Origin of the sequence: Bordetella ansorpii, from assembly GCF_900078705.1 — a bacterium.
GTDB lineage: Bacteria > Pseudomonadota > Gammaproteobacteria > Burkholderiales > Burkholderiaceae_B > Bordetella > Bordetella ansorpii_A.
Window position 1 is genome coordinate 700,209 of the sequence record NZ_FKIF01000007.1, and the last position, 23,978, is coordinate 724,186.

The window sequence follows — 23,978 nt, forward strand, 5'->3', positions numbered from 1 at the left end:
CACGGATTCGAGCCCCGCGAGGAGCCTTTGCCGCTTTTTCCAGATTGTCGTCCAGCGGTGAACGAAAGATTGGATAATCCACGCCATGCGACCGCCCCGCCGTCCTTGCAGCCTTGCAAAGCTGAGCCGATGGGCTTTGCTCTGTCTGGCCTTGCATTGCGGCGGCAGTTCCGCGCTGAATATCGATGCCCAGAAGCTGCAAAGCCAATCGGCCCATCGCTATGGCGCGCGCGGCTCGCAGGCCGTGGCCGCCTGGCTGCGGCTGTTGCGCGGCGCGGCGCCGCCGCAGCCTGGCGCCGCGCTGCGGCAAGCCAACGATTTCTGGAACACGCACGTGCAGCAGGGCGAAGACCCCGCCATCTGGGGGCAGGCCGATTACTGGGCAACGCCGCTGGAATCCCTCGGAAAAGGCGTGGGAGACTGCGAGGACTTCGTCATCGGCAAATACTTCACGCTGGTGGCGATGGGCGTACCATCGGTCAAGTTACGTTTTATCTATGTGCGCGCGCGGATCGGCGGCCCCGGCAGCAGCACGCAGATCGCCCACATGGTGCTCGGGTACTACGAAACGCCCAATGCCGTCCCGTTGGTGCTGGACAGCCTCGTCACGACCATATTGCCCGCCACCGAGCGCAGAGACCTGACGCCGGTGTTCAGCTTCAATGCCGAAGGTGTGTATGTCGACGGTAAAAACGCAGCGCCCGTTGAACGGCTCGACCGTTGGCGCGATCTTCTTCAACGCATGGAACGCGAAGGCATCCGCCCCTGAAGCGAGGAACAAGCTCTATATGTCCATACTCCGTCAGCTCTTGCTCAGCATCACGCTGGCCATCATGGTCATCCTGCTCGGCGCCCTGGCGCTGAACGTGAACGCCGCGCGAGAGTACCTGTCCGACCAGTTGCAGGTGCAGAGCAACGACGGCGCCATCTCGCTGGCGCTGTCGCTGTCGCAGCCGGCCAACAACGATCCCGTGGTGCAGGAGTTGCTGGTGTCCGCGCTGTTCGACGGCGGGCACTACGCCCTGGTGCGGCTCCAGGACACGGATGGAACGGTGCTGGTCGCGCGGCAGGCCAAGGCCGTGGACGACGGCGTGCCGCATTGGTTCAAGTCGCTGGCGAAGATGCGCACCTCCCCCGCCACCCATGCGGTCAGCGACGGCTGGAAGCAGTTGGGCACCGTCACGCTGCAGGCCAGCGAAACCGACGCCTGGCGCTCATTGTGGCAAGGCAGCGTGCGCATGGCCGGCCTGGTGCTGGTGGCCGGCGGTTTGTGGGCGCTGTTCGCCTTCGCCCTGGTTCGCTGGATCAAGAACCGGCTGCTGCGCGAGATCAGTGAACAGGTCCTGGAAATCGGCCGGGAAGGCTCGGCCAGGCCGGTGCACGCCCGCGTGCCGGAACTGCGCGGCGTGGCCGAGGCGTTGAACCAGACCCGCGAACGCATCCTGGCCACCACCGAAGAGCATAACGCCAGGATCGAGTCGCTGGAACTGCAGATGAACCTGGACCCGGTCACGGGCCTGGCCAACCGCAAGTACTTCCTGAACGAAATGCGGCGCGTGATGGAAACGCCCGCCCCGGCAGCCGCGGGCGGCCACGTGCTCATCTTCCGCCAGCGCGACCTGGCCGGCCTGAACCGCCACCTGCCGCGCGACTTCGTCGACCAGTGGCTGCGCGGCGTCTGCGAGCGTCTGCAGGCCACCCTGCAACGCGCCCAGGCCACCTCGGCCATGGTCGGCCGCCTGAACGGCTCCGACTTCGCCGTGCTGCTGCCGCAGGTCGCCGCGCCGCAGGCGCTGGTGGTCGCCGACGCCCTGAGGCTGGACCTGCGCGCCTCGCGCATCCCCGTCGGCGAAGGCCACCTGTGCCGCTGGGCGATGTCGCTGGCGGATTACGCCGCCCCGGCGCAGGCCAGCGCCGTGCTGGGCAGGCTGGATTTCGGCCTGATGCGCGCCGAAAGCTCGGGCGACGATCATGTGGTGGTAGTGGACGAAAGCGACAGACAAGGCCCGTCCGAGGCCGGCAAGCTGGCCTGGCATGCCACGATCTCGTCCGCCCTGGCCGAAGACCGCTACGGTCTGGAAACCGTCCCCCTGCTGACCGCGCGGGGCGAGCCCGTGCGCACCGAAGCCACCCTGATGCTCAAGGACGCGCAGGGCCGTCCCCCCCTGCACGCCACGCAGTTCATTCCCGCCGCCGTGCGCCTGGGCCTGGTGGCCGAGTGCGACCTGCGGGCCGTCAAGCTGGGCCTGGACTGGCTGGCGGACAACGACGACGAGCTGGCGGTGCGCATCGCCCTGCCCTCGCTGCTGGACGGCCGCTTCCTGGGCCGGCTGGGCGAGCTGCTGCAACCGCGGCCGGGCCAGGCGCGCCGCCTGTTCCTGGAAGTGGACGCGCACGGCTTGGCTGAACATCCGCAGGAAGTCGCGGCACTGGGCCGCGTCGCCACGCAGGCTGGCGCGCACCTGGGCCTGCGCCGCCTGGCCCAGCAGTTCACGGCGGTATCGCAGTTGCACGCCGTGCCGCTGGCCTACGTGAAGCTGGGCGGCGGTTTCGTCGGTGGCATGTCGCAAAGCCCGGGCAGCCAGCAGCTCACCGCCTGGGTGGTGGACACTGCCCGCGGCCTGGGCATCGAGGTGTACGCGGAAGACGTACCCGACGCCAAGACGCGGCGCATCCTGTCGGGCCTGGACATCAACGTGATGCGCGGTCCCGGCGTGACGCCCCTGCCGCCCGACGGCGAAGGCGACGACTGAGCGCGGGGCAGGCGGCATCGCGGCGGCCATTCGCGGCACACCGGCGTGGCGTTCCGCGCCAGCGCGGACGTGGGGGTGCCGCGGCGAGCATTCGCAACGCAGACAGGCGTGCGTTTCTGTCGCCCCCTTCGGGCAGCCGTCCGATTCCCCGGCTGTGCGAGGCTTCTTTTAGTGTCAACAGGCCCTAGCGGGCCGGCGTCACCAGGTTGCGCGGCTGTCCCGCCACGAACCCCTCGATGTTGTCCACCAATTGATCCGCCAGGCCCTGCATGGCTTCCCGCGAGGCCCAGGCCACGTGCGGCGTCAACAGGAAATTGGGATGGCTGGCCAGCGCCATGAAGGGGTGATCCGGCGCTGGCGGCTCGGCCGTGCATACATCGAACCCCGCGCCGCCGATCTGCCCGGCCCGCAAGGCATCGACCAGCGCCTGCTCGTCCACCAGGCCGCCGCGCGCGGTGTTGATCAACAGCGGCTTGCGCGCCATCTGCGCGAACTCGGGCGCGCCGATCATGTTGCGCGTCGTCGGCCGCAGCGGGCAATGCAGGGTAATGATGTCGGACTCGGCCAGCACCCGCTCGAACGGCGTGTACAGGCTTCCCATGCCGGACGAGCCCTTGTGGGCCGAGAACAGCACCCTCATCCCCAGCGCGCGCCCGATCGTCGCCACCGAATTGCCCAGCACGCCGTCGCCGATGATGCCGAGCGTGGAGCCGGCCAGGTCGCGAATCGGGAAATCGAAGTAGCAGAACTGGCCCGACTCCTGCCAGCGGCCCGCGGCGACAGAATCGGCATAGGCGAGGATGCTGCGGCGCAGGGCAAAGATCAGCGCGAACGTGTGCTCGGGCACGGTGTTCACGGCGTAGTTGCGGATGTTGCTGACGGCCACCTGCCGCTGCGCGCAAGCCGCCAGGTCGACGTTGTCGGTGCCCGTGGCGGCCACCGCCACCAGCTTCAGGCGCGTGGCCCGCGCCAGCGCCTCGGCGCCGATCCTGGCCTTGTTGGTGATGACGATGTCGGCATCGGCGATCCGGCCCGCGACGTCCGCGGCATCGGTCCGCTCGTGGGACACCAGTTCATGCGCAAAGACGGGAGCCCGCAGCTCGATCTCGGGCGACAGCGTGGCTCGGTCCAGGAATACGATCTTCATAGTCTCAAACCATCAATGGGCAGCGCGGGCTGCGGGAACGGGACACGGGACGAACCCGGGTGGCGGCAACGGCGCCGGCAAGGCCGCTGGACGGCCGGAGGCCGGACGTCAGCGGGCGGCCTTGCCGGCCTGCTCGTACAGCGGCATGACCTGTCGGGCGGTCGCCTGCAATTCGGTGATGCGGGTCGATGCCGACGGGTGCGTCGACAGGAATTCAGGCTGCGACTTGCCGCCCGAGGCCGCCCCCATCTTCTGCCACAGGGTGACGGCGGCGCGCGGATCGTAACCGGCGCGCGCGGCCAACTCGACCCCCATGCGGTCGGCCTCGGTCTCGTGCGTGCGGCTGTTGGGCAGCGTGAACATCACGTTGGTGAGCTGGCCGCCCAGGTCGGACGCCGCGGACGAGCCCGTGGCGATCGACAGCACCTGCAGGCCGAGGTTGGTGGCCATCTGCTGCGACACCCGTTCGCGCGCGTGTTCGCGCAGCGCATGCGCGATCTCGTGGCCCAGCACGGCGGCCAGTTCGGCATCCGTCGGCTTGATCTTGTCCAGCAGTCCCGTGTAGACGGCGATCTTGCCGCCGGGCATGCACCATGCATTGATGTCGTCGGTGGACAGCACATGGACCTCCCAGGCCCACTTGGCCGCATCGGGACGGAAAGTGCCGACCTGCGCGATCAGGCGCTGGGAAATGCCGCGCACGCGGTTCAACTGCGCGGCGTCGCGGTCCAGCAGGCCCTTGGCGCGCGCCTGCTGCACGATCTCGCCGTACTGCTGCGAGGCCTCCTGGTTGAGCTGCTGCTCGGGCACCAGGCTGGACATGTACTGGGTGCGCTCGACGCCCACCGCGCCGGATTGCGTGGTGTTGACGCTGGCGCAACCCGCCAGGCAGGCCAGCGCGACCGCCGGGGCGGCCAGCGCCGCGCGGCGCGGCCAGGGCGAAGGGATCATCATCGAAGTCATGCGGGTCTCCGGCAAAGAGAACGACAACGTACGAGGGTGTGGGTACTACCGCCGGCGCGCCGCCCGAGGGGCGGCAGGCCGGGCACTCAGCCGCACTGGCCGCGATGCAGCAACGCGTGGTCGATCAGGATCAGCGCCAGCAGCGCCTCGGCGATGGGGGTGGCGCGGATGCCCACGCAGGGATCGTGGCGGCCCAGCGTCTGGACCACGGTGGGCTCGCCCGCGCGGTTGACCGACTGGCGCTCGACCCGGATGCTGGACGTGGGCTTGATGGCCAGCGACACGGTGATGGGCTGCCCCGTGGAGATGCCGCCCAGCACGCCGCCTGCATGGTTGGTCAGAAAGCCCTGGGGCGTGATCTCGTCGCCATGCTCGGAACCGCGCTGCGCGATGCTGCCGAAGCCCGCGCCGATCGACACGCCCTTGACGGCGTTCAGGCCCATCATGGCGTGTGCGATGTCGGCGTCCAGGCGGTCATAGATGGGCGTGCCCCATCCCGCCGGCAGGCCCTCGGCCACGACCTCGATGCGCGCGCCGATGGAGTCGCCATCGCGGCGCAGTTCGTCCATGTAGGCCTCGAGTTGCGCCACCAGGCCGGCATTGGGCGCGTAGAACGGATTGTTGGGCACTTCGTCCCAGGATTCGAACGGGATCTCGATGGGACCCAGCTGGCTCATGTAGCCGCGCACCTTCACGCCGAACTGCGAGGCCAGCCACTTCTTGGCGATGGCGCCGGCGGCCACGGTGGGCGCGGTCAGGCGCGCCGACGAACGGCCGCCGCCGCGCGGATCGCGCACGCCGAACTTGTTCCAGTAGGTGTAGTCGGCGTGCCCGGGGCGGAACGTGTCCGCGATGTTCGAGTAGTCCTTGCTGCGCGCGTCGGTGTTGCGGATCAGCAGGCCGATGGGCGTGCCGGTGGTGACGCCTTCGTACACGCCGGACAGGATCTCGACCTGGTCGGCCTCTTGCCGCTGGGTGACGTGGCGCGAGGTGCCCGGACGGCGGCGGTCGAGTTCCGCCTGGATGTCGGCAGCCTCCAGTGGCAGTCCGGGAGGGCAGCCGTCGACCACGCAGCCGATGGCCGGGCCGTGCGATTCGCCGAAATTGGTGACGCGGAACAGAGTGCCTAAGGTATTGCCGGACATGACGGTAGCGGATGCAATCGAGCGGAAGCGGGAGGCTCGATTATGACATTGCCGCCGCGATCTCCCGGATATCCTGCGCCGGCGCCGGCCTGCCCAGCAGGAACCCCTGCATGAGGTGGCAGCCCAGCGCGTCCAGGATCTTGCGCTGGCCGGCCGTTTCCACGCCCTCGGCGACCACGGTCAGCCCCAGCGCCCGGCACATCACCAGCACCGACAGCACCACGTCGCGGCTGACCGCGTCGGTCTCGATGTCGGCGATGAAGCCGCGGTCGAGCTTGACCCAGTCCAGCGGCAGCTTGCGCAGGTGCGTCAGGCTGGAATAGCCCACGCCGAAGTCGTCCAGCGCCACGCCGATGCCGCGCGCGCGCAGGCTGTTCATGGTGCCGACGTGGCGCTCGTACTGCGAGATGAACAGCGATTCGGTGATTTCCAGCACCAGCCGGTTGGGCGGCAGGCGGCTGGTGGTGAGTGCGTGGTTGACCTGCACCGGCAGCGCCGCCGAATACATCTGGCGCACCGACAGGTTGACGTGCAGTTGCCACGACGGCGGCCAATGGGCCGCGTGCGAGCAGGCGGTTTCCAGCACCCAGGCGCCCAGCGGCACGATCAGCCCGGTGCGCTCGGCCAGTTCGATGGCCAGGGCCGGTGAAATGGCGCCCTGCGTGGGGTGATGCCAGCGCAGCAGCGCCTCGCAGCCCTTGATGGTGGCCGTTGGGCTGTCCCACAGCGGCTGGAAATAGACCTCGAACTGATCCATGGAGGACGAGGCCAGCGCCACGCGCAGGTCGTGCTCCAGCCCGCGGAAGTGGCGCTGGCGCTCGAGCATGGCGGGCTCGAACATGGTCCAGGCGGACTCGCTGTCTTCTTCCACGTGCAGCATGCCCAGCAGCAGGCTGCGTTCGAGCTCTTCGATGCTGTTGCCGTGGTCGGGGTACAGCGCCACCGACAGCCTGAACTCGACCAGCAGCGGCTGGCCGTGCATCTCATACGGCCAGGAGAGTTGTTCGATGATGTGCGGCGCCAGTTCGCGCGCGGCCCAGCGATCGGTGTCGGACGCCCAGACCAGGAAGGAGTAGGAGGAATAGCGCGCCACCAGGCAGTCGGGCGCGACGTGCCGCAGGCGGTCGGCCACCATGGACTGCAGCGACTGGTTGTCGGCGATGTCCAGCATGGCGCTGAGCTCGGCGTGGTGCACCACCTGGATGAGAAACATGGCGCCCGGCGGCCCCCCGGCCCGCTGCAGGCTGGGCTGGATGCGCTGCCGCAGGGCGTCCACCGTGAGCGCGCCGGTAAGGGTGTCCCGGGCGAAACGGCGGCGCAACATGAGTTCCCTGCCGACAAAGAAGATACAGACCACCAGCACGATCAATGCTGATATGCCGCTCTGTCCGACCAGGTCACTCCAACCCACGAAGACCCCTCATCAATCCGGCCCCATAGCGGGCGCGGATCTCTCGCGTTTAGCCAATAGCGCTCGCCCCCGGCGGGCGCACGTGGAATTATCTACGATTTGGTTACGGTCAAATGGCACATTTATCAAATGTTTTCCATTTACTTCTCGGCGCAACGGGTTTTTTGAGGCATTTTTTCCGGGCCCGGAGGCTCTCATGAGGAACAACTGACTTCGATCCCGCGCGCCCAGTCCGGCGGCAGCGCCGCATGGCTTTCATGGCCGGGAACGGCCGTATAGGGGTCGCGCAACAGGCGCAGCAGCGTGTCGATCTCGGACGGGTCCCCTTGCTGCGCGGCCCGGATCGCCTGCTCGGCCAGATGGTTGCGCAATACATACAGGGGGTTGACTTGGTCCATGGCCCGGGCCCGCTCGCCGGCCGGCCGGCCATCGGCCGCGTGCCGCGCCCCCAGCCTGGACAGCCATTCGCCCGCCGCGGGGCGATCGATGAACAGGTCCAGGAACGGCTGGGGCTCGCCGCGCACCGCATCGGCCAGGCGGCGGAACGTCAACGTGAAATCGGCCTGGCCCGTGTGCATCAGGCGCAGCAGTCCGTCGAGCAGTTCCTCGTCCTCGGGCAGCCATTGCGCCAGGCCCACCTTGGCCGCCATCCGGTCATGGAAGGCCCGGGTGAAGACGGCCTCGTAGCCTTCGAGCACGGCGCGCAGGGCGTCGGCGTCGTCCTCGATGGCGTGCAGGCTGCCCGCCAGGCGGTACAGGTTCCATAACCCCACCGAGGGCTGGCGGTTCCACGCATAGCGGCCTTCGCTGTCGGTGTGGTTGCAGATGTGGCCAAGCTGGAACGCGTCCATGAATCCGTACGGACCGTAGTCCAGCGTCAGGCCCAGGATGGACATGTTGTCGGTGTTCATCACGCCGTGGCAGAAGCCCACGGCCTGCCAGTCGGCCATCAGGCGCGCGGTGCGGCGCATCACTTCGTCCAGCAGCGCGACCAGCGGGCCCTTGTCGCCGCCCGCATCGCGGCATTGCGGATAGAAGCGGTCGATGACGTAGTCGGCCAGCGTGCGCAGCAGTTCGGGCTCGCGCTTCGAGGCCCAGTGCTCGAACGACCCGAAGCGCACGAAGCTGGGCGCCATGCGGGTGACGATCGCGGCGGTTTCCACGTTCTCGCGGATCACCGGGTCGTCGGACACCACCAGGGCCAGCGCCCGGGTAGTGGGAATGCCCAGGCCGGCCATGGCTTCGCTGGCCAGGTACTCGCGCACCGACGAGCGCAGCACGGCCCGGCCGTCACCCATGCGCGAGTACGGCGTCATGCCGGCGCCCTTCAATTGCAGTTCCCAGTTGCCCTGGGGGCCGCGCACTTCGCCCAGCAGGTGGGCGCGCCCATCGCCCAGCTGGCCCGCCCAGACCCCGAACTGGTGACCGCTGTAGACGGCCGCCAGGGTATCGCCGCCGGGCAGCGGCATCGCGCCCGAGGCCACGGCCAGGAATTCGGGGCCGTGCAGCGCGGCGGGGTCCAGGCCGATCAGGGCCGCGGCGTCGGGGTTGGCGTGCAACAGGCGCGGATCGGTCAGCGGGCGCGCGGCCAGCCGGGTGTAGAACGCAGGCGGCAGCGCGGCGAAACTGTTGTCGGTCCGCAGGTCGGACAGGCTGGCGGCCAGGGGGACGGAACGGGAAACTGAATTCATGGATAAACCTTCGTGCTGACACAGGACGCGGGGTGCGGAGATGCGGGCCAGCCGGCGTTGGAAGCCCTCGCAAGAGGCATTCCTGGCCGTCTCGGCAGCGCCTGGCCAACCGGGGCTCGCCCCCGCGTGCCGGCGCCATCCCGCGGTCGCCAGGCGAGGGGCCCGCCGCTCACGCGCGCCTTGCCCGGGCGGCGCGCTTGGCGGGCCGCACGTAGAAAATGGCGGACAGGAAGAAGACGGAGGACAGGACGATCTCGATGCCGGCCAGCGCGGCCGAGGCCGGCAGCGGGTCGGACATGGCGCGCACCACGCCTTCCATCAGGTACAGCAGCGACAGCATTGCCGCCCATTGATAGGTATAGACATTGCCCCGCAGCACCCCGCGCAACGGCAGCGCCAGCGGCAAGGCCTTCAGGAACAGCAGCGACCCGCCCGGCCGCAGCGGGGCCAGGAAAATCTCCCAGGCCAGGCACAGCAGCAGCAACGCCACCAGCGAGGCGGATGCGACACGGCGCAAAGTCGGATTCAGGGCAGCGGTCATACGCTATTATCGCCTGATGAAGCATCAGGCCGAGCCCGCCCCCGGCGTCCAGACGCAAGCCCCTCCTGCCCGTTCCCGGCGCCACACTTGGCTCGCCCGCATCGGGCGCGTCACGCGTTTCGCGGCGGAACGCACCGGCGAGGAACGGCTGCTGCAGGTGGCCTCCAGCCTGACCTTCACCACGGTGCTGGCCATCGTGCCGATGCTGGCGGTGGCGCTGTCGCTGTTCACGGCGTTCCCCCTGTTCCAGGAATTCCGCGTCGCGCTGGAAGACTTCCTGACGAACAACCTGATGCCGCCTTCGGTCTCCAACAACGTCATGAACTACCTGAACCAGTTCGCCCGCCAGGCCTCGCGCCTGACGGCCATCGGCGGCGGTTTCCTGGTGGTGACGTCGGTGCTGCTGATCATGACGATCGACAAGTCGTTCAACGACATCTGGCACGTCACCCGCCAGCGGCCCTTCGTGCAGCGCGTGCTGGTGTACTGGTCGGTGATCACGCTGGGCCCCGTCGTGGCGGGCGCCAGCCTGTGGGCCACGTCCTTCGTGGCGCGCGAGTCCATGGGGCTGGTGCGCAACGTGCCCGACATCGTCAGCCTGGCCATCTCGTTCATCCCGCTGATCCTCACCGGCGCGGCGTTCTCGGCGCTGTTCGTCATCGTGCCCAACCGGCGGGTCTACTGGCGCGACGCGCTGGTGGGCGGCTACGGCGCGGCCCTGCTGCTGGAACTGATGAAGGCCGGGTTTGCATACTACCTGACGCGCTTTCCGACCTATACCGTCATCTACGGCACCTTCGCCACCCTGCCCATCTTCCTGCTGTGGCTGTGGCTATCCTGGCTATCGGTGCTGTTCGGCGCCACGGTCGCCGCCAGCCTGCCGATGCTTCGGCTGGGCCGCTGGGAGATCAACCGGTGCGCCGGCGCCGGCTTCATCGACGCCCTGAACGTACTGAGCGAATTGCGCCGGGCCCAGGGCAGCGCACCGCCGGGGCTCGGCCCCACGACCCTGGCCAAGCGCCTGCAGTTGCACCACGACGAACTGAACGACGTGCTGGAAACCCTGAACGACATGGGCATGGTGGCGCGCACGGCCGACCAGAACTGGGTCCTGTCCTGCGACCCGCACCGCACCACGGTCGAGCCCGTGTTCGAGCAATTCCTGCTGGACCGGCGCCAGCGGCGTGTACGGCAGGACCCCCGCGTGGTCGCGGCGGCCGCCGGCGTGCTGGCCGGCGCGCCGCCCTCACTGGAAGAACTGGCCGGACAGGCGCACAATACGCGAAATGACACGCCCGACCGCCGCCCGGCGGCGGTAGTTGCGTCGGAAACGGGCGAGAAGTAGGCCAGGCAGTCTGACTACAAGCCGGAAAGTGCGTTCCCCGAGGAGGAAGCCATGTTGAAAGTCAGCGAAATTCTGCGCGTCAAAGGCAACGCGCTGTTCACCACCACGCCCGACACGCCGGTCACGGTGGCCATCCAGACCATGAGCGAACAGGACATCGGTTCGCTGGTCATCATGGAAGCCGGCATGCTGGTGGGCATGCTCACCTTCCGCGAGATCATCCGCCACATGCACAAGAGCGGCGGCGCGCTGGGCGACGCCACCACCATCCGCGGCATCATGGACGATGCCCCGGTCAGCGTCACGCCCAACACCAGCGCCGACGAAGTCCAGCGCCTGATGCTGGAAAAGCACGCCCGCTACATCCCCGTGATGGACGGCGGCACGCTGCTGGGCGTGATCTCGTTCTACGACATGGCGCAGGCCATCGTGGCGGCCCAGCAGTTCGAGAACAACATGCTGAAGGCCTATATCCGCGACTGGCCCATGGACAGCAGCGAAACCGAAGGCGAGCCGCAAGCCGAACCGACCAAGTCCTGAGGACGGCCCGCGGCGTTACGCCGCGGCCAGCGGAGCGTCCGCGTCCGGACCGAAATCGTCACGCTCGTCGCGATCCGCGCTTTGCAGCGTGCGCCACGCCTCGTAGATCAGGCCGGCATCGTTGGCGGACAGCAGGCGCTGGTCCGACAGCATGCGGCGCCAGCGGCGAGCCCCCGACTGGCCATTCACCAGCCCCAGCAAGGGCCGCACGATGACGCGCAGCGGCTGGCCTTGGGCCACCTGCTGCGCGGCGTAGCGGGTCATGGCATCGACCACCTGGGCATCCGTGGGCAGCCGCGTGGACGGCCACAGGCGCAGCGACACCTCGGACAGCACGCGCGGCGTGTGCCAGGCCGCGCGGCCCAGCATCACGCCGTCGAAATCCTCGGCGGCCTGCAGGGACTGCCGCGCATCGGCCAGGCCCCCGTTGAGCACCACGACGCAATCGGGGAAATCCTGCTTGAGGCGGCGCACGACGTCGTAACGCAGCGGCGGGATCTCGCGGTTGTCCTTGGGCGACAGGCCTTTCAGCACCGCATTGCGGGCATGCACCACGAACACCCGGCAGCCCACGTCGTACAGCTTGCCCATGAAGTCGCGGACAAAATCGTAGGATTCGTCGTAATCCAGACCCAGCCGGTGCTTCACGGTGACGGGTACGTCCACCGCGTCCCGCATGGCCTTGATGCAATCGGCCACCAGGTCGGGCTCGGCCATCAGGCAGGCGCCGAACGCGCCGCGCTGCACGCGCTCGGACGGGCAGCCGCAGTTCAGGTTGATCTCGTCGTAGCCCCACTGCTGGCCCAGGCGGGCGGCCTGCGCCAGCGCGTCGGGTTCGCTGCCCCCCAGTTGCAGGGCCACGGGATGCTCGGCGGCGTCGAAATCGAGATGGCGCCCCACCTTGCCGTGCAGCAGCGCGCCGGTGGTGATCATCTCGGTGTACAGGCGCGCGCGCGGCGCCAGCAGCCGATGCAGGAAGCGGCAGTGCCGGTCGGTGACGTCGATCATCGGGGCGACGCAGAGCCGCCAGTCGGAGGAATCCAAGAAATCGCTCGGGGAATTGCACGGAATCCTCTATTTTACGGCGGCTGGCCGGCGGCCGGGGTCCCCAGGTTCGCCGGCACCGAATCGCGCCCCGTCCGGCATGGGCGGAGCCGGCCGAGACCGGCGGGAACATGCCTCCGTACCGGCGCCGCCAGCTTCGCTCCCGACGTAGTCTAAAATTGCCGCGCGAGCCGCTCCGGGCAGGGCCCGCGCGTCCGACAACCCCGTCCGTTTTGAGCCAATGGCCGTATTCACTCCTGTATCCGACGATGATGCACGCGCGTTGCTGACGCGCTACCAACTGGGAGACCTGGTGTCGCTGCGCGGCATCACGGCCGGCATCGAGAACACCAATTTCTTCCTGCACACCACCGGCGGCGAGTATGTGCTGACGCTGTTCGAGGTATTGACGCAGGAACAACTGCCTTTCTACATCGAACTGATGCACCACCTGGCGCAGCGCGGCGTGCCCGTGCCCGAGCCCCAGACGCTGCGCGACGGCACGCGCCTGACCACGCTGCACGGCAAGCCCTGCGCCATCGTCAGCCGCCTGCCGGGTGGCTACGAGCCCGCGCCAGGCCCGCGGCACTGCGCGCAGGCCGGCGCCACGCTGGCGCGCGCCCACCTGGCCGCGCGCGACTTCAGCCTGTACCAGCCCAACCTGCGCGGCCTGTCCTGGTGGCAGCAGACCGTGCCCAAGGTGCTGCCGTACCTGCAGGCCGGACAGGCGGCCCTGCTGCAGAACGAGCTGCAGGCCCAGACCGACGCCGCCGCCACGCCGCAGTGGCAGGCGCTGCCCTCGGGCCCGGCGCACTGCGACCTGTTCCGCGACAACGTGCTGTTCGCCGGCACGTTCGAGTCGCCCCGCATGGGCGGCATCATCGACTTCTATTTCGCGGGCTGCGACACCTGGCTGTTCGACGTGGCCGTCAGCCTGAACGACTGGTGCATCGTGCGCGAAACGGGCGAGTTCGTGCCCGAACTGGCCCAGGCCTGGCTGTCGGCCTACGCCGAGCACCGACCGTTCACCAACGAGGAACGCGCCGCCTGGCCGCTGATGCTGCGAGCGGCCGCACTGCGCTTCTGGGTCTCGCGCCTGTACGACTTCTACCTGCCACGCCCGGCGCAGACACTCAAGCCGCACGATCCGCGCCATTTCGAGCGAGTGTTGCAGGCGCGCCACCACGGCGCCCTGCCCGCCTTGCCCTGATTCCGGCCGCCCGCATAATCGAACATGGTGCGCGAAACGCGCTGACCCCCAGTACACAGACCCCCATGCAAGCAGCATCGCTACCCGCAGCCTCTGGCTGGCAATGGATCCGCACCGGCGTGCAGTTGTTCCTGAGACAGCCCCTGGCCATGTTCGCGTGGTCCACGGTGGTGGGCCTGTTCGTCCTGTTCGCCGTGCTCACGCTGCCGATCGGCCCGCTGCTGCTGCCGGTGCTGATGCCCATCGTGGCGATGATGAGCATCGCGGCGGCCAAGCACATCGAGGCCGGCCGCACCATGCTGCCGTCCATGTGGCCCAAGCCGCTGCAACTGCCCGGCGTGTTCAAGAAACTGACGCTGATGGGCGTGATGTACGCGGTGGCCGTGCTGGTTGCCGAGATCGTGGCGGTGCTGCCCTTCACGCGGGACGTGGTCGCGGGCATGGAACTGGCCACCGCCAGCAAGGACCTGGCCCCCATGATGGCGGCCATGCAGCGGCCGCTGATCCTGTTCGTCATCCTGTACATCCCCATCGCCGCCGTGTTCTGGCATGCGCCGGTGCTGGTGAGCTGGCACGGCGTGCGCATGACGCAGGCCATGTTCTTCTCGGGCGTGGCCTGCTGGCGCAACAAGTGGGCCTTCCTGGTGTACGGCGTGGCCTGGGCGATGATCTTCATGTTCATCGACCTGGCCACGGGCCTGATGATCGCCGCCGGCCTGCCGGTCGCGTTGGTCAGCACGCTGCAGATGCCCGTCAACATCTCGGCGTGCGCGGTGCTGTACGCCAGCTTCTATCCAGCCTATACCTCGGTGTTCAACATCGAGGACGCCAGCGCGGACCTCGACCACCGCGACGGCGCGCACGCATAAGGCGGCGCGCCACGGTTTCAACGTGGCCGCCTTCAACACCTTGCCATCCCCGCCGATGAAGGCCACGTCGATGGCATAGGCCATCCCCATCGTATGCACGGCCCGGCACGGCTGCAGCCAGATGCCGCTGCGCGGGCCGGGCGGACGCCTGCGCGGCAAGAGGCCGAACAGGCGGCCGATGGGTCGCGTCACGGACAGCAGGCGCAGGCGTTCTCTTGGCAGCACCCGTCCGGAGGCGGGCGCCGCAACCCGGCAATCCGGAGGCTGGCGGCCGTACCGCTGGAAATCGTGTCGCAGGCAACGCCGTGGCGGGCAAGTCTGCATGACGGCCTACCCCAGCGCCGGCAGCAACTGCATCAGGATCGGGAATCCCAGCACGATGAAGGTGCACGGGAAGATGCAGCCGATCAGGGGCAACAGCATCTTCACCGGCGCCTCCATCGCCAGGCGCTCCGCGCGCTGGAATCGGTCGGAGCGGCATTGAGCCGCCTGGCCGCGCATCAGCGGCCCCAGGCTCATCCCCAGCGAGTCCGCCTGCGCCAGGGCCGCCACCCAGGCCTGCAGGGCCGTGCTGCCGGCGCGGGCGGCCATGGCCTTCAATGCGGCCGCGCGGCCCATGCCCGCACGCATGTCGGCCAGCGCCCCCTCCAGCATGTCGCGCAGCGGCCCGGCAGGCGCGCACTGCGCCGATTGCTGCAAGGCTCCGTGCAAACCCAGGCCGGCCTCGACGCACAGCGTCATCAGGTCCAGCACGAAAGGCATGTCGCGGTCGATGCGCAATCGGCGCCGCGTGGCCAGGCGCCGCAGCCACAGGCGCGGCCAAAGGCCCGCCACGATGGCCGAGGCGATGGCGGGCACGAGCGGATCCGCTCCCAGGCGCAAGGCCACTGCCGCGGCAAGAGCCGCCGCGGCCAGCGACGCCAGCCAGGCCAGCGCGGCCAGGTCTGTCTCGGCAACCTGGGCAGGCAGGCCCGCCCGCCCCTTCAGCCGGCTCCAGCGAGACCGCGCGCGCCAGGAGAGCAAAGGCCCGCCCAACCGCGCCAGCCATGACGTCCAGGGCCAGGCACCGCGCCACCACCAGGGCAGCACGGGATCGGTGCGCGGCGCGCGGTCGCCGCGCCACAGCGGCATGCACAGCGCGTAGACCGCCAATCCCGCGCACAGGGCCGCCAGGCCCATCGCCAATGCGAGCAGCATGACGGCCTCTCAGATATCGATGTCCACGATGCGGCGGATCAGCAGCACGCCCGCCACTTCCAGCACCACGACCACCGCCACCACGGCCCAGCCCAGCGGGGTATGCCACAGCAAGGCCATGGTGTCCGGTTCGAGCTGATCCAACGCCACGGCCAGCAGGATCGGCAACGCGCCCACGATCCAGGCCTGCATGCGGCCCTGCGCGGTCAGTGCGCGGATCTTGCCCTGCAGTTGCAGGCGCGCGCGCAGCGTCTCGGCGATACGCTCCAGCGCCTCGGCCAGGTTGCCGCCGGTCTGCGAGGCCACGCGCAACGCGGCCACGACCAGCACGGTGGACTCGGACGGCACCCGCTTCTGCAGGTTCGCCAACGCCTCGGCGAACGGCACGCCCAGCCGCTGCTCGCGCAGCATCAGGCCGAACTCCTGCGACAGCGGCGCCTCGCTCTGCTCGACGATGTGTTTCAGCGCCACGGCCAGGCTGGCGCCCGCCGCCAGGCCGCCCGCCAACGACATCAGCGCGGCCGGCAACTGCTTCTCGAAACGCAGCTGCCGGTTGCGGCGGACTCCCTCGACCAGCCGCGTCGGCAGGCGCACGGCCAGCACGGCGGCGATGCCAGCCGCCAGCAGGCTCTGCGTCACCCCCCACGCCAGCAGACCCAGCAGCAGGCCGCACACCACGGCGGCGAACCAGAGCTGGGCGGGGTCGATGAAGAGGAATATCTCGCCCAGCTTCAACCCTGCCTCGTGCGTATACAGCTGGCGATGGCGTTGCAGCGCCGGGCCCACCAAGGCCTGGGCGCGCCACACCAGCGCCCCCACCGCCAGCCCGGTCATGGCGAAGGCCAGCCAGATCATGGCGGGCTGTCCTGCATGGCGGCCACGTATTGCGCGGACAACACGCCCGCGGCGATCGCCGCGCCATCGTCCTGGCATCCATCCATGAAGGTCGGCCGCAATCCCGTATCCACGAAACCGCGCGCCGGCTCGTATCGGAATAGCTCCTGCAACTGGATGCGGCCGCTTTCCATGCCGGTGATCTCGACGATGGCCGTCACCAGGCGCCGGCCGTCGGACAGCCGCGCCTGCTGCACCAGGATGTCGATGCTGGAGGCGATGTGCTCGCGCACGACGGCCAGCGGCAGGTCCAGGCCGGCCATCAACGTCATGGCTTCGAGCCTGCCCAGCGCATCGCGTGGCGAGTTCGCGTGCAAGGTGGTCAGCGAGCCTTCGTGGCCGGTGTTCATGGCGGTCAGCATGTCGAAGGCCTCGGCGCCGCGGCACTCGCCCACCACGATACGGTCGGGCCGCATGCGCAGGGCATTGCGCACCAGGTCGCGGATGTCGACCCGTCCCCGGCCTTCCAGGTTGGGCGGGCGGGCCTCCAGCGACACCAGATGGGCATGATGCAAACGCAGCTCGGCGGCATCCTCGATGGTGACGATGCGTTCGCCTTCCGGAATCGCGTTGGACAGGATGTTCAGCAACGTGGTCTTGCCCGATCCCGTGCCGCCCGACACGACGATGCTCTTGCGGCGCCGCACGCAAAGAGTCAGCAGGCCCGCCATGGCCATGTCCAGCGAGCCATAGCGCACCAGATCCGGCATGTGGGGACGCCGCACCGGAAACTTGCGGATGGTGAGGCTGGGCCCCCGGATGGCGATGGGCGGAATCACGGCGTTGACGCGCGACCCGTCCGGCAAGCGCGCATCGACCATCGGCGAGCTCTCGTCGATACGCCGGCCGAGCGGCGCGACGATGCGTTCGATCACCCAGCGCACCGACTGCTCGCTGCTGAACACGGCATCATGCCGTGACAGTTTTCCGCCACGCTCGACGTAGACCTCGTCGTGGCGGTTGACCATGATCTCGGTGATGCCTCCGTCGGCCAGCAGCGATTCCAGCGGCCCGAGGCCCACGGCCTCGTCCAACACCGCGCGGCACAGTCTCGCCCGGTCGACGTGCGGCGGCAGATCGGCGTCCTGCCCCACGAGGTCGTCCAGCAGCTTCTCGGCCTCGGCCCGCAAGGCCTGGTCGCTCATCCCCGCGACGTCGCGCCGTCGCAGGTCGAGCGCCTGCAGCAGCGCCGCATGCAGGCGCCGGTGATACGGCAACAACCCCCTGGCATCCTGCACGGGATCATGCTGCGCGGGAGGCTCGGCGGGCACGGCATCGGCTGCGCGCGGCTCGGGCGGAGGGTCTATCGAGACGGCCATTTGCTGCGGCGGCAGGGCATGGCGCACGCGGATCCGGCATGGCCCGATCACGATACGGTCTTCCGGCAGCACGGGAGCATGGGTGGCGACCCGCAATCCGTTGACCAGCGTGCCGGCCAAGGTGCCCAGGTCTTCCAGCACGATGCTGTCGCCGCGCAGCGCCAGCCGGGCATGCTGCTTGCCCACGCGCCAGTTGGGAATGCGCACGTCGCATTGCGCGCCCCGGCCGAGGGTAAGCGGGGGCGCGCCGACGTGCAGGCGTTGCGCGCCGTCTTCGAAAGTCAGTTCGAGTTCGAGCATGATCAATAGGCTCCGGAAGAAGGAGAAACGCCAGGCGCCTGCCATTGCGAACCCGCGCCGTCGGGACCGACCCAGCCGCGGCCCGGCGTGGCGGCGGGCAAGGGCCCCATTTGCGGCGGCTCGGGAAAGGCCTGCCGCAACGCCTGCCGCGCCTGGCGCGCGGTCTGGTCGAACCCCGCGTAGTCGTGCGACACGATGCTGGGCGTGACGAAGATGGCGAGTTCGGTGTCGCGCACCTGGGTGCGCCGGGTGGAGAACAGGTTGCCCAGCAAGGGGATGTCCGACAGCAAGGGCAGGCCCGTGCGCTCGACGGAACGCTCTCTGGACAGGAAGCCGCCCAGCACCAGCGTCTGCCCCGAACGCACGTTGAACTCGGTCAAGGCGCGGCGGGTACGCAGCGCGGGTCCGGAGGGCAGGCTCATCGAGGCATCGATGGAACTGGCCTCGACTTCGATGCGCGACCGTATGGTGCCGTTGCGGCCGATGCGCGGCGTGATCCGCAGCGACACGCCATAAGGCTTGAACTGGGTATTGCTGCCGCCGTTGCTGTCAGTCGTGGCGTAGGGCACTTCGCCGCCCGCCAGGAACGAGGCCGTGCTGCCGCTGCGGGCCAGCAACTGCGGTTGCGCCAGCAGCACGGCTTCGCCGCGCTGCGCCAGCGCGGAAAGACTGGCGGCCAGCAAGGCGTTGACGCCGAAATAGCCCGCTGCCCGGCCGGTGGGCAGCGGGATGGCCAGCGGCGGCTGGCCGGGGCGTTCGGTCAAGGATGCGGCCGCCGACCCGCCATCCCAGGCCAGCCCCGCCTGTAATCCGCCCTGGCTGCTCGAATCCCAGCGCACGCCGAACTCCAGCAGGCGCGAGCGCGGCAGTTCGACCACCTGCACGTCCAGCAGCACCATGCGATCCCATCCGACCTGCCCGGTGAAGTCCAGCACCCCGGGGTAGCGTTCGGCCAGCGCGGCAATACGCGCGCGGTCATCGTCGGACAGGTCGTTGCCCTCGATGACGATGTTGCCGCCGATCTGCGTGCTGCGCGCCGCCGGAATCCCCTCCAGCAGTTTGTCCACCTCGATACGCATGCGGCGCAGGCCGGCTGCATAGACGCGCACGGTATACGCCACGGGCGCGGCATGGCCGGTCCAGATGTGTACGGTGGACGTGCCCTCCTGCCGCGCGAACAGCACGACCTCGCGCGCATCGACCGCCATGGCGCTGATCACCTGGCCATTGCCCACCGCCACGCGATGCGCGCCAGGCGCCGCCAGCACGCGGCTTTCGCCGATTTCCAGGTCGATGTCCGTCGGGACGGACTCGGCCTGCGCCGCGGCCACTGCGGCGGCATCGATGGGACGCGGCGGCGCGGGCCGCCGGGGCTGCGCGGACACGGGCGCCGCCAGCAGGGCGGCCAGCGTGGCGCGCCACAGGAATCGGCCGGGCGCGCTCGTCATGGCGTGTCTCCCGGCATGTCCGCACCCGTGGGCAGCGAAACGGACGCCCCCTCCAGCCGGTCGCCATAGATGATGCGGATCTCCCGAGCACGCGGGGCAGCGGGCTGGCGCAGCCCCAGCATGCCCGGCAGATCCTGCGCGCGCCCTTGCTGGGCGCCGCCCGCGTCCTGGACGGGCCGCAACGTCGCCGTCAGCACGCCATCCTGGCGCGCGGCCACCACTTTCATGGCATCGCTGACCGATGCCTCCAGCGTGATGCTCGGCGGCGCGCCGTCGGCCCCCGCGTCCACCGCCAGCACCTTGCCCGCCTGCAGCAATGGCATCGTCAGTTGCCGCCCGCCATGCGAAAACGACACATACAGGTCGATGCGGTCGTCTGGCCGCACGGATTGCGGCAGATCGCGTATCTCGCTCAATGGCAGGCTGAGCGCGCGCCGGCCCGCGCCGAGTTGGCGAGCCATGGGTTCGGGCGGCGCCTGCAGCCTGACCTGGTGCCGCAGCACCGGTTCTCCCGCTTTCAGGGGCAGCACCAGCATGCCGCCATCCACCAGTTCGAGCGCATCGGGCGGCACGGAATCGGAGGGCGCCCACGCCGCGGGAACCTCCCGCACCGCGAGCTGGCCGACGCTCAGCGATGCCCCCGCCGCCAGATCGGCGGCCGCCACCACACGCGACACCATCGGCACGCGCCCCTGCTCTTCCAGTTCGAGCGTGCGCTGCTGGATGTGCTCTCGCACGGCCCAGGCGGCGATCAGGCCGGCCACGCCCGCGATCAGATAACCGCCGAACGCGCGCGCCAGTTGCATCCATCGCGCCGGGTTCATGGCTGACGCTCCGGCGGCACAGGCGCGACGGGCGCCGCCTCGTAGTCCTGCATGCCGATGACGATGGCGCTGCCCGATGGCGCCGCCACGACATCGATGGCCAGTGTCGAGGCCCCTTGCACCCATTGCTGCGTGCCCGCGGCATCGTCCGGCGCGGGCAGCCAGCCCAGGCGCAGCAGGTTACGGCGCAACGCGCTGCGTACCGCCACGGGCGGATCGGGATGATGCCAGACCTGCTGCACGTGGCGGCCGTATGGCTCGCGCGTGGCAAAGTCGAACGCCAGCCGTGCGCCCGCCGGCAGCCATTGCGGCGCCTGGCCCGCCTGCGGGGCCAGGTCAGGCCAGCACACACGGGACAAGGTGCCCGCGCTGTGCGCGCGGTCCAGGCCGGTCACGGTGACGATACGCAGGCATTCGCCCTGCCGCTCGGACAGGACGGCCATGCCTTGCTGCACCGTCAGGTCCCGCAATTCGGGATGATGCTTCTGGAAGTGCGACAGCATGCCGGACACGCTCAAGGGGGCTTCGTAGTAGGCGATGTCGGCCGGCGCGCCATACAGCAACGCCTGCTGCGCAATCGGGGTGCGGACCGCCCCGCGCGGCAGCGACCAGGCCGGCGCCATCGTCTGCGTCCGCAAGTGAACCACGCCGGACGCAGGCACGCTCCCCCACAGCAGCGCCAGGCCGGCCAGCACGCATCGCCAACGCCCGAGGCGAACAAAAGCATCCATGATGGGCTCCTAGGGTTTGCGCGGCACGAGGCGCCCCGCCGGCACGAGGTCATGCCAAGCGGACAACCAGTCGTCGCCAGGCTTGCGGCCGCCCCATGCGGCGTCCACCTCGCCGGCCCGATTGCGCAGCGTGCGGGACAGGCGGCGCGACGCATCGGCCACGCCCGACCAGCCCGCCCGGCTCTCGGCCAGGCGGTGCTGGGCCTGGGCATCGGAGGTGGCATGTCCCGCCTGCGCCGCCAACGCGGTATGGCGCAGCAGGACGAGCGGCTGGGCATCGCGCCCCACGCTGTCCCAGCCGCCGTTCGGCGCAACCCGCCGTCGCGCCTGCGCGGCCAGCAGGCTGTCATCCACTCGCAGCCATTGCGCGGCCAATTGCCCGCGCACGGCGTCCGGCGTCAATTCCTGTGCCATGTCGCCAACGGGCCGATACAGCCGGATTGCGGTCGCGCCGTCGTCCTGCGCGGCCTGCCGCGCGCGAGCCGCCGAGAAAGCCGCCAGGCGGCTGGCCTGCGAGACTTCGAGCCCGTTGAACTGCAAACGCGCCGTCCAGGCGATCGCATGCACGCATCCCGCCAGCGCGGCCGCCGCCAGCAAGGCCTCGACCACGCCCTGGCCGCGCTGATGGCGCACGTGAGCACCCATGCCGATACTTGCGCCCATCATGGCAACCGCCTCGCTGCAGCGGACTCGGCTTCGGTCACCGCGACACGGCGCGCTTGCCAGTACGGCCGGAACAACGTGGCCAGTTCGTCCTTGCCGTCCTCGCGCGGCTGCGGCCGGGCGAAGAAGGTCTCTGCCGCGGAAGTCACCGTCAACGACCCGCCCCGCAAGGCCCGCCAGTCGAAGCGGCCCGCCACCACGACCGCACTGCTGCCCTCGGTGGTGGGCACGGAGGCGCCTGCCTGGCGCACGGCCACCGCGAACCGCAGCGGCGTCTGCGCGCGCGATCCGGATACCTCGTGATAGCCTGCCATCCCGCGGCCAGGCAGGGACACGCGCGCCTGCTCGCCATAGGCGGAGGCCAGCGGATTGGTGACGCCCATGATGATGTCCCACGAGGTGTTCTGATCGACCCAGCGCCAGAAGTCTTCCTGCGAGAAGTCCTCGGGTGCCCGTTGGATCGGCTTGCCGTCGTCACGGCCGGCGAGCCCCCATCCCATGGCGTATTCGCGGTAGTGGCAACCGATCCAGCGGTTCTCGCGCAACGCGTGATAAGACAGCGTGTCGCTGGCCGACCAGCGGCCCCGCGCATCCATCTGCGTCGCGCCACGACGGCGCAGTTCATGCCGCCGTTCGGGGCAACTGCGGGACACCATCCAGGCGTTGCGCCGGGTGATATCGCGCGGCCGCAGGAACCCGTAGCGCGCCGCCGCCGTGCGCACCATGCGCGCCATGTCCGACGCATCGCCGCCGCGCTGCGCGCGCACGTAGCCGGGCAAGCCATCATCCAGCACATGCCATTGCGGCGTGCCCTGTGCCCCTCCCGATTCGGGATAGTTGGCCCGCAGCACCGCGCGCAGCACGGCGTTGCGCCGGGCGGGCAACTGGCTGACCTGGCGGTTCGCCACCTGGGCGAGCGTGTCGTGCACCAGCGCATCGTGCTCGGCATGGCGCCGCGCGAATTGCGCCGCCATGCCCGAGGTTGCCTGCGCCGCCAGATAGCCCTGCAGCGCCTTCGCGCCGAACATCGAACCGATGAGATACGCCGGAGGATTGCCTGCCGCGCGGCGCTGCGCCTGCGTGCCCGAGAACTGCGCCCACGACGCCAGCGTGGCCAGGTGGGCCATCGCCACCTGGTGCGCGACCTGCGCGCGATTGACGTAGGCCAGCATGTTCAACGTGCGGGCCTGCGCCAGGGCCGCGCTGTAGGCCGCGGCATCCGCGGCGTGCGTCAGCCGCGTGCGCGCGGCGGCTGTCTGCCCGACGTTGTACAGGCCGACCCACGCCGCCGCGCACAGGCCCAGCAGGGCCACCGCGGCCACCAGCGCCTGACCCGCTGCGCGGACACGCGGCACGCACGTCATTTGGCGGCCTGCGCGTTGCCGGTGAAGGACTGCAGCGACTTCGACTTGGTCTGCTCGCCCGCCGAGCTTGCCGCCGTGCGCGCCTCGCGCGATTGCGTGGAGCCGTCCTGCCCCGCCAGTTCGCGCGCCATGGCAGCGGTCTGCGAACGCACGACCTGCCCGAACAGTTGATACACCGCGATGGCCGCCACCGCGATAAGCGCGACCACGATGATGTACTCGGTCATTCCTTGGCCGCGTTGCCGTTGCTTGAGAACTTGCATAGACCCCCCAGGGCGGTGTTGAACATGGGAGGCAGTATGGATTTCGCGCAGAGGCCCGGCTATTCGCAGATGCCGAGGCGGACAGACCCGCTCACACCGTCTTGACACATCTCGCAAAGCCCTTCCAGCAAGACTGCGCGCCGAAAATATGACGTGACGCTTCGACCTGAAACAGCCTTCGGGCCGTCACCGAACTGACACACGCCCTGTCGCAGAATGCCCGTGCCGTCCGCCCCAGCACGCACCACGCGCTGACTACCGACGGCTTCAAACCATGCATCGCGGCGACCCGTGCGCAGGGCATCAGACCCACCGA

General features: G+C 69.4%; 22 protein-coding genes. 6 read left to right on the top strand and 16 right to left on the bottom strand.

All coding sequences use genetic code 11. From position 1 onward, the window contains the following. Window positions 1–85 precede the first annotated feature (85 nt). Window positions 86–769 (top strand): transglutaminase-like cysteine peptidase, encoded by a 684-nt coding sequence (locus A6745_RS18835; RefSeq protein WP_066130456.1) that lies wholly within the window; start codon window positions 86–88, stop codon window positions 767–769. Window positions 770–788: 19 nt separating this feature from the next. Then, a complete protein-coding gene (locus A6745_RS18840) occupies window positions 789–2,753 on the top strand; it encodes a bifunctional diguanylate cyclase/phosphodiesterase (RefSeq protein WP_066130458.1) in 1,965 nt (654 codons plus the stop codon). 184 nt (window positions 2,754–2,937) lie between these two features. Here A6745_RS18840 and A6745_RS18845 read toward each other — a convergent pair whose 3' ends face one another. The 6 genes from A6745_RS18845 to A6745_RS18870 all read right to left on the bottom strand — a co-directional run bounded on the left by A6745_RS18845 (window position 2,938) and on the right by A6745_RS18870 (window position 9,651). Continuing rightward, the gene (locus A6745_RS18845) at window positions 2,938–3,900 is read right to left on the bottom strand and encodes a D-2-hydroxyacid dehydrogenase (protein WP_066130462.1); all 963 of its coding nucleotides are present in this window, start codon (window positions 3,898–3,900) and stop codon (window positions 2,938–2,940) included. A gap of 108 nt (window positions 3,901–4,008) precedes the next feature. Next, window positions 4,009–4,854 (bottom strand): M48 family metallopeptidase, encoded by an 846-nt coding sequence (locus tag A6745_RS18850; protein ID WP_231886061.1) that lies wholly within the window; start codon window positions 4,852–4,854, stop codon window positions 4,009–4,011. A 95-nt stretch (window positions 4,855–4,949) separates the two neighbouring features. Then, on the bottom strand, window positions 4,950–6,008 hold the full coding sequence (aroC, locus tag A6745_RS18855; protein WP_066130463.1) for a chorismate synthase: 1,059 nt from the start codon (window positions 6,006–6,008) through the stop codon (window positions 4,950–4,952). A 40-nt stretch (window positions 6,009–6,048) separates the two neighbouring features. Continuing rightward, complete coding sequence (locus tag A6745_RS18860; RefSeq protein WP_066130466.1) at window positions 6,049–7,419, bottom strand: putative bifunctional diguanylate cyclase/phosphodiesterase; 1,371 nt, start codon at window positions 7,417–7,419, stop codon at window positions 6,049–6,051. A 194-nt stretch (window positions 7,420–7,613) separates the two neighbouring features. Beyond that, window positions 7,614–9,110: a protein adenylyltransferase SelO gene (locus tag A6745_RS18865; protein WP_066130468.1), complete on the bottom strand. Its 1,497-nt coding sequence runs from the start codon at window positions 9,108–9,110 to the stop codon at window positions 7,614–7,616. Window positions 9,111–9,279: 169 nt separating this feature from the next. Continuing rightward, window positions 9,280–9,651: a DUF2069 domain-containing protein gene (locus A6745_RS18870; protein ID WP_066130470.1), complete on the bottom strand. Its 372-nt coding sequence runs from the start codon at window positions 9,649–9,651 to the stop codon at window positions 9,280–9,282. A gap of 16 nt (window positions 9,652–9,667) precedes the next feature. Here A6745_RS18870 and A6745_RS18875 point away from each other — a divergent pair, with 16 nt between their 5' ends. Further along, window positions 9,668–10,996, top strand: coding sequence for a YihY family inner membrane protein (locus tag A6745_RS18875; RefSeq protein WP_066130473.1), 1,329 nt, complete (start codon window positions 9,668–9,670; stop codon window positions 10,994–10,996). A 51-nt stretch (window positions 10,997–11,047) separates the two neighbouring features. Then, the gene (locus tag A6745_RS18880) at window positions 11,048–11,536 is read left to right on the top strand and encodes a CBS domain-containing protein (RefSeq protein WP_066130477.1); all 489 of its coding nucleotides are present in this window, start codon (window positions 11,048–11,050) and stop codon (window positions 11,534–11,536) included. Window positions 11,537–11,551: 15 nt separating this feature from the next. Here the strand turns inward: A6745_RS18880 and dusA are convergent, their stop codons facing one another. Next, window positions 11,552–12,580 carry a tRNA dihydrouridine(20/20a) synthase DusA gene (dusA, locus tag A6745_RS18885; protein ID WP_082853147.1) on the bottom strand — a complete coding sequence of 343 codons (1,029 nt, stop codon included), beginning with the start codon at window positions 12,578–12,580 and terminating at the stop codon, window positions 11,552–11,554. Window positions 12,581–12,821: 241 nt separating this feature from the next. On the opposite strand from dusA, the gene A6745_RS18890 reads away from it, so the two are divergent. Both A6745_RS18890 and A6745_RS29430 read left to right on the top strand, forming a co-directional pair. Further along, complete coding sequence (locus tag A6745_RS18890) at window positions 12,822–13,790, top strand: homoserine kinase (protein WP_066130487.1); 969 nt, start codon at window positions 12,822–12,824, stop codon at window positions 13,788–13,790. 65 nt (window positions 13,791–13,855) lie between these two features. Further along, window positions 13,856–14,659, top strand: coding sequence for a BPSS1780 family membrane protein (locus tag A6745_RS29430; protein WP_066130494.1), 804 nt, complete (start codon window positions 13,856–13,858; stop codon window positions 14,657–14,659). Between the two features lie 330 nt (window positions 14,660–14,989). Here the strand turns inward: A6745_RS29430 and A6745_RS18900 are convergent, their stop codons facing one another. From A6745_RS18900 to A6745_RS18940, 9 genes are read right to left on the bottom strand one after another with little or no spacing between them, the layout of a single operon-like run. Continuing rightward, window positions 14,990–15,856: a type II secretion system F family protein gene (locus A6745_RS18900; RefSeq protein ID WP_066130496.1), complete on the bottom strand. Its 867-nt coding sequence runs from the start codon at window positions 15,854–15,856 to the stop codon at window positions 14,990–14,992. Between the two features lie 9 nt (window positions 15,857–15,865). Continuing rightward, a complete protein-coding gene (locus A6745_RS18905; RefSeq protein ID WP_066130498.1) occupies window positions 15,866–16,711 on the bottom strand; it encodes a type II secretion system F family protein in 846 nt (281 codons plus the stop codon). Further along, window positions 16,708–18,375, bottom strand: coding sequence for an ATPase, T2SS/T4P/T4SS family (locus A6745_RS18910; protein WP_082853148.1), 1,668 nt, complete (start codon window positions 18,373–18,375; stop codon window positions 16,708–16,710). The genes A6745_RS18905 and A6745_RS18910 overlap by 4 nt, the downstream gene beginning before the upstream one ends. Further along, a complete protein-coding gene (locus A6745_RS18915; protein ID WP_082853149.1) occupies window positions 18,372–19,817 on the bottom strand; it encodes a type II and III secretion system protein family protein in 1,446 nt (481 codons plus the stop codon). Before A6745_RS18915 ends, A6745_RS18910 begins: the two co-directional genes overlap by 4 nt. Next, window positions 19,814–20,641, bottom strand: a complete 828-nt coding sequence (gene cpaB / locus A6745_RS18920) for a Flp pilus assembly protein CpaB (RefSeq protein ID WP_066130503.1) — start codon at window positions 20,639–20,641, stop codon at window positions 19,814–19,816. Before cpaB ends, A6745_RS18915 begins: the two co-directional genes overlap by 4 nt. Continuing rightward, window positions 20,638–21,372: a hypothetical protein gene (locus A6745_RS18925; protein ID WP_156513446.1), complete on the bottom strand. Its 735-nt coding sequence runs from the start codon at window positions 21,370–21,372 to the stop codon at window positions 20,638–20,640. The genes cpaB and A6745_RS18925 overlap by 4 nt, the downstream gene beginning before the upstream one ends. A gap of 9 nt (window positions 21,373–21,381) precedes the next feature. After that, a complete protein-coding gene (locus tag A6745_RS18930; RefSeq protein ID WP_066130508.1) occupies window positions 21,382–22,038 on the bottom strand; it encodes a hypothetical protein in 657 nt (218 codons plus the stop codon). Beyond that, complete coding sequence (locus A6745_RS18935) at window positions 22,035–23,399, bottom strand: hypothetical protein (RefSeq protein ID WP_066130511.1); 1,365 nt, start codon at window positions 23,397–23,399, stop codon at window positions 22,035–22,037. The genes A6745_RS18930 and A6745_RS18935 overlap by 4 nt, the downstream gene beginning before the upstream one ends. Further along, window positions 23,396–23,662: a hypothetical protein gene (locus tag A6745_RS18940; protein WP_066130513.1), complete on the bottom strand. Its 267-nt coding sequence runs from the start codon at window positions 23,660–23,662 to the stop codon at window positions 23,396–23,398. Before A6745_RS18940 ends, A6745_RS18935 begins: the two co-directional genes overlap by 4 nt. Between the last annotated feature and the right edge of the window lie 316 nt (window positions 23,663–23,978).

What these genes read in the sequence shown, in the direction of transcription:
- cpaB (WP_066130503.1), bottom strand. Translation starts at nt 20,641, where the DNA reads ATGAACCCGGCGCGATGGATGCAACTGGCGCGCGCGTTCGGCGGTTAT.
- A6745_RS29430 (WP_066130494.1), top strand. Translation starts at nt 13,856, where the DNA reads ATGCAAGCAGCATCGCTACCCGCAGCCTCTGGCTGGCAATGGATCCGC.
- A6745_RS18870 (WP_066130470.1), bottom strand. Translation starts at nt 9,651, where the DNA reads ATGACCGCTGCCCTGAATCCGACTTTGCGCCGTGTCGCATCCGCCTCG.
- A6745_RS18845 (WP_066130462.1), bottom strand. Translation starts at nt 3,900, where the DNA reads ATGAAGATCGTATTCCTGGACCGAGCCACGCTGTCGCCCGAGATCGAG.
- A6745_RS18880 (WP_066130477.1), top strand. Translation starts at nt 11,048, where the DNA reads ATGTTGAAAGTCAGCGAAATTCTGCGCGTCAAAGGCAACGCGCTGTTC.
- A6745_RS18935 (WP_066130511.1), bottom strand. Translation starts at nt 23,399, where the DNA reads ATGACGTGCGTGCCGCGTGTCCGCGCAGCGGGTCAGGCGCTGGTGGCC.
- A6745_RS18850 (WP_231886061.1), bottom strand. Translation starts at nt 4,854, where the DNA reads ATGATGATCCCTTCGCCCTGGCCGCGCCGCGCGGCGCTGGCCGCCCCG.
- A6745_RS18865 (WP_066130468.1), bottom strand. Translation starts at nt 9,110, where the DNA reads ATGAATTCAGTTTCCCGTTCCGTCCCCCTGGCCGCCAGCCTGTCCGAC.
- A6745_RS18890 (WP_066130487.1), top strand. Translation starts at nt 12,822, where the DNA reads ATGGCCGTATTCACTCCTGTATCCGACGATGATGCACGCGCGTTGCTG.
- A6745_RS18925 (WP_156513446.1), bottom strand. Translation starts at nt 21,372, where the DNA reads ATGGATGCTTTTGTTCGCCTCGGGCGTTGGCGATGCGTGCTGGCCGGC.
- A6745_RS18900 (WP_066130496.1), bottom strand. Translation starts at nt 15,856, where the DNA reads ATGCTGCTCGCATTGGCGATGGGCCTGGCGGCCCTGTGCGCGGGATTG.
- A6745_RS18940 (WP_066130513.1), bottom strand. Translation starts at nt 23,662, where the DNA reads ATGCAAGTTCTCAAGCAACGGCAACGCGGCCAAGGAATGACCGAGTAC.
- A6745_RS18905 (WP_066130498.1), bottom strand. Translation starts at nt 16,711, where the DNA reads ATGATCTGGCTGGCCTTCGCCATGACCGGGCTGGCGGTGGGGGCGCTG.
- A6745_RS18835 (WP_066130456.1), top strand. Translation starts at nt 86, where the DNA reads ATGCGACCGCCCCGCCGTCCTTGCAGCCTTGCAAAGCTGAGCCGATGG.
- A6745_RS18915 (WP_082853149.1), bottom strand. Translation starts at nt 19,817, where the DNA reads ATGACGAGCGCGCCCGGCCGATTCCTGTGGCGCGCCACGCTGGCCGCC.
- A6745_RS18875 (WP_066130473.1), top strand. Translation starts at nt 9,668, where the DNA reads ATGAAGCATCAGGCCGAGCCCGCCCCCGGCGTCCAGACGCAAGCCCCT.
- A6745_RS18930 (WP_066130508.1), bottom strand. Translation starts at nt 22,038, where the DNA reads ATGATGGGCGCAAGTATCGGCATGGGTGCTCACGTGCGCCATCAGCGC.
- aroC (WP_066130463.1), bottom strand. Translation starts at nt 6,008, where the DNA reads ATGTCCGGCAATACCTTAGGCACTCTGTTCCGCGTCACCAATTTCGGC.
- A6745_RS18840 (WP_066130458.1), top strand. Translation starts at nt 789, where the DNA reads ATGTCCATACTCCGTCAGCTCTTGCTCAGCATCACGCTGGCCATCATG.